The following is a 10,782-nucleotide window of genomic DNA, read 5'->3' as shown; positions in this document are numbered from 1 at the left end:
TATAATTTGTCCGGGAAATTAGGTGTCTATGTGCCATCGCAAGGGGTTATTCTCAATGTACTCACGAATTCGATTCAGTTCTTTCTCCCCACGGATGACATGTTCATAGTAATTTCGTTGCCAAAGAGATTTCCCGGGCGTACCGCGCAGTTCGTTTACTCTAGCCGTTGCAGCTGCTTTGAACCCCGAGACGAAAGAACCAATTGTCTTTGCTTTCATAACGCTTTCATGTGCTTTCAAACAGCCGCTTACAATCTCCCTTTCGCCTCTTTGTATAGCTACAATTCCGTGCAGGTGATTAGGCATTATCACGAAGGTGTCTAGTTTGATTTCCTTTCTGATTTCTGCAGATCTTAATCACTCTCAACAACGATCGTGCCAATGCTACTCAAGATCACTCTTCCGTCAACCATGGCTCCCAACAAACACTGCCTCCGATATGTACATATCGTCAAGAAATAAGCTCCGGTCTGAGAATAATCGTACTCCTTCAGTCTAATTGACCGCCTTTTCATAAGTCTTTCATCATGTTCCAAAATGCAAACCTCCAGGTTCTTCTTGTTCTCAAGGGTGAACAGCCGTTCGCCCCTACAAAAGAAACGACACATTAATCATATAATACCGCTGCGCGCTGGAAGAAACGCTGCCTTGGTTTCTGCTTTTAAAACTTGCATCATGAAACTTGAAACAGATGATCTTTCCGTTGCGGAGAACCAATAACGCTCGAAGGAGTCGCTTTTTCTCATCCTGGCGCAACAGCGCCAGCATCACTTCCCCGCGAAGCGGGCATTGCGACCTGGCGTGGTCTTCGCCAGCCTTGCGTCCCACCGAAGGTGGCATCACTTCCGCCGATGCTTCTCGGCGCATCACTTCCCCGGACGATTCTGCGGGCATCACTTCCTCGCGTTAGCGAGCCTCACTTCCTGCCGAAGGCAGCCTTGCGTCTTGTTCCGCTCTTTCCAAACCCAACCACGATCTTCCCTTTGACCAAGAACGAAGAACAGATCCTCGCTCTGGAACGAAAAACGAGATTTTTCTTGGCCGGGGGGGTAACACTCAACCGAGCATAAGTTCACTTCGCCAATTCGTAGATTTTCTTAACATCGTCCTTATGAAGTTGTACGAACTGTCCCAGAGGTCCGTCTTCAGTTGCCTTCTTGGCCATTTCTTCAAACTTGTCGTCGGGAATTCCGGCGTCTGTCAGGGTAACGGGAATACCGAGACTAGCAAAGAATTCCTTCAGCCTTCTAATTCCCTCAACAGCGGCCTTTTCAGGATTACGGAAGTCCGGTTCGACGTCCCAGACTCTGTACGCAAATTGGGCAAAGCGTTCCACATCGTGCTTATACACATAAGTCATCCACGGAGCCCACATAATCGCCAGGCCTCCGCCGTGAGCTATGTCGTATATCGCGCTGAGTTCATGTTCCATGCCGTGAGTAGCCCAGTCTCCGATTCTTCCCGTGCTGAGCAAGTCGTTATGAGCTATGGTTCCGGCCCACATTATCTCCGCTCTCGCATCGTAATTCTCAGGCTCTTCTAGAGCTATGGGAGTGTTCTTGATCATTGTTCTTAGAGTAGCTTCGCAGAGTCTGTCCGTGAAATCCACGTTCTTCACATTTGTGAAGTATCTTTCCATGACATGGGACATTATATCTACCGCACCTACCGCCGTCTGGTAAGCAGGCAGTGTGAAAGTCAGTTCGGGATTCATTATTGCGAATTTCGCTCTCATGTGAACACTGTTTGCTGCTCTCTTGTACCAGCCGTCTTCGTTTGTGATTACAGATCCGCCGCTCGATTCGCTTCCGGCTGCAGGAATTGTTAGCACAACACCGAGCGGGAGCATCTTTTCTACTTTCTTGCCGGTCGAGTAGAAGTCCCAGACATCTCCACCGTAAGGTACTCCAATTCCTATCGCCTTGGCCGAGTCGATAACACTTCCCCCGCCAACTGCGAGGATTGCATCGACGTTCTTTTTTCGGCAGAGTTCGATTCCATCTCTTACAAGAGACAACCTTGGATTGGGCATTACTCCTCCAAGCTCGAAGATCTCAACTTCGGCTTCTCTTAGACTTTTTACAACACGGTCGTACAAGCCGGTCTTCTTTATACTGCCTCCACCATAGTGAAGAAGAACTCTCTTGCCGAACCGGGAAATCTCGGTTCCAACATGTTGTTCGGTATCTTTTCCGAAGATTATCTTGGTCGCATTGTGAAACGTGAAGTCTAGCATTCAATCACTCCTCTCTTATATGTGTTTTGTAATTGACATCTATACACTCGGACATACCTTCTTCACAACTCTCAATTATCTCTAGTATTCTCTCAATAGCTACTTCGATTATTCTTGCCGTAGCTCCCCAGACTACGAAACCGGGGAAGCGGTATCTGATGGTCTTCTTTCCATTGGGCATAATAATTGTCTCCGGGGAGGTTAGCATAAGAGCCTTTAGCGAAAGAAAGATCACGTCCTCAACTTCTCCCCTGTCCAGTTTGAACTCAAGCTTATCTATGAATCCAACGAATGAGGTGATCACTTTTCCTGATGTGACTGTAGTATTTATGTTCAGCGGGTAGACTTCTTTAAGAGAAGACGGAGAGGCACCAATTTCCTCTCTCATTTCCCTTATTGCACACTCTAGAAGAGTTTCGTCATCTTCAATATGACCGCCAGGAAAGCTGATTTGCCCCGGATGGCTTATCCCTGTCGATCTTCGCGTAAGAAGCAGATAGTATTCTCCGCAGAGCTTCACGATTGGCACAAATACTGCCGTATCTTGATTCCTTTGTTGCAAGACTCCACCTCGCATATATTCTACTATTATTATCAATTATAATGCTTTTGGGAGGCGATGAAGTGAAGGAAGTAACCCTAACAGAATTGAGGGGAGTCGTCGGAAAGGTTCTTATTGACTTCTATAGTCCGGGCTGCGGAGTATGTGCTGCGATTGAAGCGAAACTTGATGAAGTTGAAGACACTTTTGTTTCCTGGAAATTCTACAAGATAAATACTGTTGAGAATCCTGCGGTTGCTTCAGAACACTCCGTCTTTACAGTCCCGACGATTGTGGTGCAGGTTGATGGTAGAGAGCAGAAGAGATGGAGCAGATACTTCTCTCTCGAAGAAGTTATCGACTATCTTCGTGAAATTGATGAGACAGAGAGTTAGCTTTTTCGGTTCACCGCCATCGGTTCTCCGTTCTCCGTTAAAGCCAAGAAGAAGATCGAAACCAAGATTCCGGATCCAAGTCTGAAATGACTGCCTTAGGTTATTCAGAAGACACCACATGTCGTCATTCTGACAAAGCTCCTAGTCAGAGTCTCGATCTTCACGTAAGCGCAGCAAACTCTGGCATAAAACATCAGACGCAAGGCTGCCTTCGGCAGGAGGCAAAAAAGGAGCCAGTCTGCTAACGCCAGTTCCGCTTTGCGGGCTAATAGCCACCAATCTGTGAACGCTGCTGAGTAGAACGTTGACCGCCAACAGTCTGCCGTCCTTCAAGAAGCCCGCTGTACGCTGATGAAAACCACGTTGGCTGTCAAAGGATTACCGTCCTCTGAAATCAACAACAATAGCTGGAATGCTCCTGTTAAGGGTCATCCCGATATGCAACTGATCGGGATCTCGAATGCAAGAGCCGCTTTTTGCTGCACGCCGAGCACTTCAAAGAAACGGCCTCAGTGAGTTGTTCTGAGTTGCTTCCCCGCGAAGCGGGCATTGCGTCCTGGCGCGATCTTCGCCAGCATTGCGACCTGGGATGTTCTCCCCAGCCTTGCGTCCGCTGTGCCTTTCGGCGCATTGCGTCTCATTCCACTCTTTCCAACCTGACCCGCTACCACGCGTTTACGGTGTATACTTTTGATTAATAGCGGCTTCATTGCTTCAGGAGGGGGTGCACCAAGTTGAGAATCGGAATTGCCGGACTCGGCACAGTAGGGTCCTGCGTATATGCTATTCTTTCTGAAAAGGGAGATGATATCGAGAAGAGATCGGGAAGGAGATGTACTGTCTCCAAGGTAATAACAAGGACTCGAAGCAAGTACGCCAAACTTGGAATCCCGTCCGACCTGATCGCAGAGGATTTCGAAGACCTGATTATCAACAGCGATATTGTAGTCGAGACTATTGGCGGGACTGAGGCCGCCAGAAAACTGGTTAGACAGTCTCTGGAACTCAACAGAACAGTGGTTACCGCGAACAAGATGCTTATCTCCGAATTCGGTAATGACTTCTCCGACAGTTCCCCTATTAAGAGTCTCTTCTTTGAAGCTGCCGTGGGTGGTGGCATTCCAATAATCTCGCTTCTTGAGGACTACCTGATATTCCACGGAATCAAACGCATACGCGGTATACTCAACGGGACAACGAATTTCATTCTATCTGAGATGCAGAAGGGAATTGGTTACCAAGAAGCTTTGAGGCTTGCTCAGGAAAGGGGTTATGCAGAAGCCGATCCATCAAGCGATGTGAAGGGCTTAGATGCTGCATACAAGCTATCGGTGCTCACGGGTATAAAGACTGGGATTTTCCCCGGAATAGCAACAATAGAGACGAAAGGAATTGAAGATATAGATAAACTAGACATAGAAAGGGCTGCAGACGAGGGAAGGAAGATCAAGCTCATAGGGACGATTGATTTCGAGAAGGAAAGAGCTTCTGTTAGACCTCAGGAACTAGAAAGAGATGATCCACTCTGGAGCGTAGATGGTGTTGAGAATGCCATAGAGGTTGAAACGGATCTGTCTGGAAAGTTTATTCTCAGGGGAGAGGGTGCAGGCGCACAACCAACTGCAACTGCGATTATCTCGGATATTCTAAGGGCATCGAGATACGCCGAGAAGCAGAGCAATTCAGTCGTGATAATGAAGTTTGGAGGAACGTCGGTCGACACGCCGGAGAAGATAAGGGATGTTGCAAAACGTGTTCAGAGAAAGGTTCAAAGCGGAGTCAAGCCCGTTCTGGTTGTTTCGGCCATGGGGGTCGAAACTGACACTCTCTATGAACTCGCCGGAGAGATCTCCAGTAAGCCAAACGGCAGAGAGATGGATATGCTTCTAGCTACCGGCGAGCAGAAGTCTATAGCACTTGTAGCGATGGCAATTCAGGAGCTGGGGATGAAGTCTATCTCACTTTCTGCCAATCAGGCTAGGATTCAGACTGACTCGAATTTCTCAAATGCAAGGATCGTCTCAATCGACGCGGATCTAGTAAGTCGCCACATTTCAAATGGATATGTTCCCGTTGTCGCAGGCTTTCAGGGATCGACATATACTGGCGAGATCACGACGTTAGGACGAGGGGGTTCGGATCTTACGGCCGTAGTGCTTGCGAAGGCTCTGGGATCACAACTGTGCGAAATCTACAAAGATGTGGATGGCGTATATTCTGCCGATCCGAGGATAGTCCGGAAGGCCAGACCGATCAAAGAAATCTCATGGGAAGAGATGATCGAGCTTTCCAAACAGGGAGCTCAGGTGCTTCAAAGCCGAGCGTCGGAATTCGCCAGGAAGTATGATATAAAGGTGCTCGTGAAAAACGCGCACACGAACGCCAGAGGCACGCTTATATGGAGGGGATCGAAAGTGGAGCAACCTATCGTAAGAGCAGTAACTTCTGATCAGGATATCGTAAAAGTGGTTCTGCAAGAAGTTCCTGACAGGCCGGGAATAGCTGCAAGAGTGCTCAAGACTCTTACCGAGCAGAATGTGAATATCGATATGATAATACAGAGTATGAGAAGCGGTGATTTCAACACAATGGCCTTTACCGTTCAGGCGAGCGACCTTGCAAAGCTCAAGCAGGATATTTTGAAATCGAGAAGCGAAGCCAGAGAAATAACCATAGAAAGAGCTATTGCAAAGATTTCCATAGTGGGCGTCAACCTGACTGCCACACCGGCCATAGCTGCGACTCTCTTCGAGACTCTTGCAAATGAAGGGATCAACATAGATATGATAAGCGCCAGCAACAGCAGAATCTCGGTCGTAATTGACAGCAAGAAGGTGCGTTTGGCTGTAAACGCTATTCACAGTGCCTTCAGTCTGGAGGAGATCGAATGAAAGGGTTAATAGCTAGCTACGAGAGATTTCTTCCCGTAACTCTTAGTACTCCGAGGATTACCCTCCTTGAAGGAAACACGCCTCTGATATATCTGGAGAACATCAGCAGGAAATTCGGACCGAAAGTTTACGTGAAGTATGAAGGGGCTAATCCCACAGGCTCTTTCAAAGATAGAGGGATGGTTCTGGCTATCGCCAAGGCGATTGAAGAGGGCTCAAAGGCCGTAATTTGTGCCTCTACCGGAAATACTTCGGCCTCCGCTGCCGCTTACTCTGCAAGGACCGGTTTGAAGTCGATAATCTTAATTCCAGAGGGAAAAATCGCTCTGGGCAAGCTTGCCCAGGCGATGATCTATGGCGCAAAGGTAATTCAGATAGATGGGAATTTCGATGACTGTCTTGAACTTGCGAAGAAGATTTCTGAAGAGTATCCGGTAACGCTTGTGAACAGTCTGAATCCTTACAGACTTGAGGGTCAGAAAACTGCCGCTTTCGAGATAATCGACGTTCTAGGAAGGGCTCCTGACTACCACTTCATACCGGTAGGGAACGCGGGCAATATTACTGCCTACTGGATGGGGTATCGGGAGTATCACGAGAGAGGTCTGTCAAACAGCCTGCCCAAGATGATGGGCTTTCAGGCCGAGGGAGCTGCCCCAATTGTATATGACAGGGTCTTCGAACACCCCGAGACTATTGCGACCGCCATCAGGATTGGTAACCCTGCAAGCTGGAAGAAGGCAGTCGCTGCAAGAGACGAGTCGGGAGGGGTAATAGAAGCCTTGACCGACGAAGAGATCTTGAACGCGCAGAAGCTGCTCGCGAACACCGAGGGTGTCTTCTGCGAGCCGGCCTCTGCAGCTTCTTTTGGCGGTTTCCTGAGAAAGGCCGAAGAGGGGTTGTTCCGGTCAAGTGATCTCGTTGTCTGTACTTTGACCGGGAACGGTCTCAAAGACCCCGATGCAGTCATCAAGTCTGTAGATATGCCCATAGTCATTCAGAACAGTCTGGAGGCAGTCCTTCATGAGGCAGGTCTGAAATGAGACTGAGGGCGCCGGCCACGACGGCAAATATGGGAAGCGGCTTTGACGTGGTGGGTATGGCTTTGAAGCTCCATAATACCGTTCAATTCGAGAAGGCGAATCGACTTAAGGTTCTATCTATAGGTAGATATGGAAGAGAAATCGAGGATGCGGAAGAGATTTTCAGAAGTTCTATAGCGAGATTTGAGAAGATTACCGGCAAGGTGGTACCGGGAATCCAGATAATTCAGGAGTGTGAGATACCTCCTGCCCGGGGACTCGGATCGAGTGCAGCGGCAATTGCCTCCGCATTGTTTATAGCGAATGTGATGACTGGAGGGAGTATTCCCGTAAGGAAGCTTCTCGAGATCGGGACCGAGATCGAAGGCCATCCTGATAACATCGTCCCATGTATGCTTGGAGGGCTCGTTGTCTCTTACTACGACGGAAAGAGATTCGACTACGAGAAGTTTGAAATGCCAGATCATAGACTGACTTTTCTGGTGCCAGAATTCAAGCTCTCCACAGATGTAATGCGAAAGGCGCTTCCCGAATCGATTCCCTTTGAAGACGCTGTGAGCAATATAAAAAGCGCTTCGCAATTTGTAGCCAAAATCTCAAAGGGCGATCTTGGTAGTGCTCTGAAATACTCACAGGATGAAATCCATCAGACTTACAGAATAAACAGCGATTCACGGATGAGGGAATTCGTCCTCAGCATAGAAGAGAGAAGGCCTTCTTTCTGGTTTGTCAGTGGTTCGGGCTCGGCAGTCTGCTGCGATCTGGAAGATGTAAACGGAATTCCATATCTGGAAGCAGTCATAAGAACCACCCCGGCAAACGAACCGTTTATCGTCGGTCTGTGAGTTATTGACTAGATAACGAGTTTAAATCAGCTTCGATAAACAGTCTCTATGGCGCCTTCACAAGGAAACAGGTCATCGAATATCCGGTAGTATAGAAGCTCTTCCTTTGATCTAATTCCGCTGTCTCGCCGTTCGTTCTCAAGCTCTGAGTCGGATATCATCTCCTCCGCATACTCTTTCATCAGATGCGATGAGCCCGAACCCACGCTGAACTTGCTCTTCTTCCGCCACACGACGCTCTCCGGCAGCTCGTTTTCGAACGCCTTTCTGAGAATCCACTTCTCTGTCTTCTCGGGTCCGTGGATCTTCCATTCAGCGGGTATGGAGAAGGCAAGGTTCAACACCGAAGGGTCCATAAAGGGTACATCGAATTCGATTCCGAATGCAAGACTCATTCTGTCGTTCCGCTGGAAGCCCGAGCGATAACCGTTTTTTGTAATCCTCATCGACTCTTTGTCTATAGACTCTGCAGTGGGCAGATCCTTCATGTACTCATAGCCGGCGAAGAGTTCGTCGGCCCCCTCTCCCATGAAGACGAAGGAACTGCCTTCATCGGCTGCCAGCTTCGAAACGAGGTAATTGGGAATAGCGCTTCTGACCAATGGAGGATCGAACGACTCGAGATGATAGATTACTTCGGGCAAGACTTCGAGCATCTCATCGAAATCATAGGTGTACTCTCTATGATCCGTGCCGAGATACTCGGAAACCTCCCTTGCGTATTCCGGGTCTTCCCCGTCGCCGCTTCCAACAGTAAATGTTCTCAAGGACCCGCTCAGCGAACTAGCAACGGCTGCGATACAACTGCTGTCCAAACCGCCGCTCAAGAAGACTACCGCGTCAGACTTAACTGCTGAGAGTCGCTTTTCAACGGCCTCTTCAAGAGAACTCCGCAGCAGTTCAGCTGCCTCTTCTTCGTTTCGAGCATCTGACTCATCTGTAAGCAGGTCTTCGAGTGAGGAGTACTTCTTGAACCCTTCGATGGAAGAGAAGTAGTAACCCGGCGGAAAGACCTTTACCTCACTACAGAAGGCGGTCAGAGCCTTGAGTTCGGAAGCACACGCGATCGACCCGTTTATGAAGCAGTAGTAAAGAGGCTTCAGTCCTAAAGGATCTCGGGCGATCAGAGTTTCTCCGGCTGTATGAATTGCGAAGGCAAAAGAGCCGTCCAGTCTATCTATGAATCGATTTCCATACTTCCTATGAAGACTCAGTATCTTCTCCGGCCAGGGCGCATCGGAGCAGTTTCTGAGAAAACCGTCGAAAACGACGTACTCACCATGCCCTTCAAAGACATTCATGTTATCCTCATAGGCATTGCTCAACACAGCGCCCATAACTACCTCTCCGCCTGCCGCGAGGACTCTTGGCTCGCTCCCCCTGTGTGCAAGGAAAGATAGCGAGTCTTCTATCATTTCTCTCTCGCCCCTATAGAATACAGCGATTCCGCTCATCAAAAATCCCTCCATTTTGTTCCATGCGAAGACTTACCTGAAGCTACTTCTGGGATCATTACTATTCTGACACATAATAATTATATCATGTGAGGAAATCTCCAAAATTCATTTCTGAAGCCAGGTCCGCGCATCGCGTTCCAACTAGCTCAGAAGGCTTCATTCACTTAGTTCACAAGGAGGATTTCTGTATAATGGGAGTGCAGACATTCCATTCGCTTTGGAGTATCTGTTCTTTGCAGGTTATCATTTGTTTCTTATTCTTTTTCTGCACAGGGGATTGGGGAGGTGGTTCTATGAAGATAGCTGTAATTGGAGCTGGCAACGGTGGACAAGCTCTTTCGGCGGTCCTTGCGATGCGAGGACATGATGTCTCGCTTTACAACAGGAGTCAAAAGAGAATACTACCGATACTTGATGACCGGAAAATAAGAGTTGAAGGTGAGTCCAGCGGAAAGGCCAAACTCAAGTACGTCGGAACGGATATGAAGAAGGCGATAAATGGGGCAGAGGCAATCATGGTGGTCGTGCCTGCCTTTGCTCATGCTCAGATTGCCGCCGGTCTGGCCGACTGCGTTACGGAAGGGCAAATCATAGTTCTGAATCCGGGCCGAACCGGAGGGGCGCTGGAGTTCGATAAGATCTTCAGGGAGAAGGGCGTTAGAGAGAAAGTGGTAATTGCCGAGGCCCAAACCTTCGTCTTCGCTTCGAGAATTTCTGGTCCAGGGATGGTAAGGATATTCAGGATAAAGAACGCCGTTCCGATTTCTGTTCTGCCTTCAAAGGAAAACGAGGCGATCATGCCAATAATAAGCGAGATCATGCCCGAGTTTACACTGGCGAAGAACGTACTTTACACGAGTTTCAACAACATAGGCGCAGTCTTTCATCCCGGTGCGATACTTATGAACGCCGGTTGGATTGAGACAAAACACGGAGACTTCCAGTTCTACTTAGAAGGCATAAGCCCATCGGTCGCGAGAGCTCTGGAAGCGCTGGACAGAGAGCGCTGCGAGGTCACGAAAACTCTTGGCGTTGAGGCAATGGGCGCCAAGGAGTGGCTTGACTATGCTTATGACGTCAAAGGCGAAGACCTATATACGGCCATTCACAGCAACGAAGGCTACAGAGGGATAATGGCCCCGATAAGCATAGAGAACAGATACATAATGGAAGATGTGCCGATGAGCCTCGTTCCGATCAGCTGCTTCGGAAAGAAGCTCAAAATAGAGACTAAAGTCATAGATTCGATAATCAATATTGCTGGAGCGGTTATGGAGAGAGACTTCTGGAGCGGGGGTAGAAGTCTGGCCAGTCTCGGTGTCGATAAAATGTCTATTGAAGAACTTACCAGGTACGTGGAGGAAGGGAATTGAT

10 protein-coding genes are annotated in these 10,782 nt (G+C 48.6%); 5 read left to right on the top strand and 5 right to left on the bottom strand.

Features of this window, described 5'->3' with window-relative positions; translation table 11 throughout:
* Window positions 1-18: 18 nt before the first annotated feature.
* The 4 genes from V512_RS15010 to V512_RS07545 form a co-directional block, all read right to left on the bottom strand.
* Window positions 19-306 carry a transposase gene (locus tag V512_RS15010; RefSeq protein ID WP_308410398.1) on the bottom strand — a complete coding sequence of 96 codons (288 nt, stop codon included), beginning with the start codon at window positions 304-306 and terminating at the stop codon, window positions 19-21.
* A gap of 47 nt (window positions 307-353) precedes the next feature.
* Window positions 354-536, bottom strand: coding sequence for a hypothetical protein (locus V512_RS15005; protein WP_243392311.1), 183 nt, complete (start codon window positions 534-536; stop codon window positions 354-356).
* A 536-nt stretch (window positions 537-1,072) separates the two neighbouring features.
* Window positions 1,073-2,236 carry an iron-containing alcohol dehydrogenase gene (locus V512_RS07550; RefSeq protein ID WP_099829838.1) on the bottom strand — a complete coding sequence of 388 codons (1,164 nt, stop codon included), beginning with the start codon at window positions 2,234-2,236 and terminating at the stop codon, window positions 1,073-1,075.
* A gap of 4 nt (window positions 2,237-2,240) precedes the next feature.
* A complete protein-coding gene (locus tag V512_RS07545; protein ID WP_099829837.1) occupies window positions 2,241-2,798 on the bottom strand; it encodes a CoA pyrophosphatase in 558 nt (185 codons plus the stop codon).
* Between the two features lie 62 nt (window positions 2,799-2,860).
* Between V512_RS07545 and V512_RS07540 the strand changes: the two genes are divergently transcribed.
* From V512_RS07540 to V512_RS07525, 4 genes are all read left to right on the top strand, one after another.
* Window positions 2,861-3,172, top strand: a complete 312-nt coding sequence (locus V512_RS07540; protein ID WP_099829836.1) for a thioredoxin family protein — start codon at window positions 2,861-2,863, stop codon at window positions 3,170-3,172.
* 734 nt (window positions 3,173-3,906) lie between these two features.
* Window positions 3,907-6,063 carry an aspartate kinase gene (locus V512_RS07535; protein ID WP_099829835.1) on the top strand — a complete coding sequence of 719 codons (2,157 nt, stop codon included), beginning with the start codon at window positions 3,907-3,909 and terminating at the stop codon, window positions 6,061-6,063.
* The gene (thrC, locus tag V512_RS07530; protein WP_099829834.1) at window positions 6,060-7,106 is read left to right on the top strand and encodes a threonine synthase; all 1,047 of its coding nucleotides are present in this window, start codon (window positions 6,060-6,062) and stop codon (window positions 7,104-7,106) included. Before V512_RS07535 ends, thrC begins: the two co-directional genes overlap by 4 nt.
* Window positions 7,103-7,951, top strand: a complete 849-nt coding sequence (locus V512_RS07525; RefSeq protein WP_099829833.1) for a serine kinase — start codon at window positions 7,103-7,105, stop codon at window positions 7,949-7,951. Before thrC ends, V512_RS07525 begins: the two co-directional genes overlap by 4 nt.
* Window positions 7,952-7,977: 26 nt before the next feature.
* Here V512_RS07525 and V512_RS07520 read toward each other — a convergent pair whose 3' ends face one another.
* Window positions 7,978-9,405, bottom strand: coding sequence for an asparagine synthase-related protein (locus V512_RS07520; RefSeq protein WP_099829832.1), 1,428 nt, complete (start codon window positions 9,403-9,405; stop codon window positions 7,978-7,980).
* Window positions 9,406-9,701: 296 nt separating this feature from the next.
* On the opposite strand from V512_RS07520, the gene V512_RS07515 reads away from it, so the two are divergent.
* Entirely contained in the window at window positions 9,702-10,781 is a 1,080-nt protein-coding gene (locus V512_RS07515; RefSeq protein WP_099829831.1) for an NAD/NADP-dependent octopine/nopaline dehydrogenase family protein, read from the top strand.
* Window position 10,782: the final 1 nt, after the last annotated feature.

Source organism: Mesotoga sp. Brook.08.105.5.1 (assembly GCF_002752635.1).
Lineage (GTDB): Bacteria > Thermotogota > Thermotogae > Petrotogales > Kosmotogaceae > Mesotoga.
This window is presented reverse-complemented; position numbering and strand designations above follow the sequence as displayed.

What these genes read in the sequence shown, in the direction of transcription:
- V512_RS07520 (WP_099829832.1), bottom strand. Translation starts at nt 9,405, where the DNA reads ATGAGCGGAATCGCTGTATTCTATAGGGGCGAGAGAGAAATGATAGAA.
- V512_RS15010 (WP_308410398.1), bottom strand. Translation starts at nt 306, where the DNA reads ATGCCTAATCACCTGCACGGAATTGTAGCTATACAAAGAGGCGAAAGG.
- V512_RS07525 (WP_099829833.1), top strand. Translation starts at nt 7,103, where the DNA reads ATGAGACTGAGGGCGCCGGCCACGACGGCAAATATGGGAAGCGGCTTT.
- V512_RS07550 (WP_099829838.1), bottom strand. Translation starts at nt 2,236, where the DNA reads ATGCTAGACTTCACGTTTCACAATGCGACCAAGATAATCTTCGGAAAA.
- V512_RS07515 (WP_099829831.1), top strand. Translation starts at nt 9,702, where the DNA reads ATGAAGATAGCTGTAATTGGAGCTGGCAACGGTGGACAAGCTCTTTCG.
- thrC (WP_099829834.1), top strand. Translation starts at nt 6,060, where the DNA reads ATGAAAGGGTTAATAGCTAGCTACGAGAGATTTCTTCCCGTAACTCTT.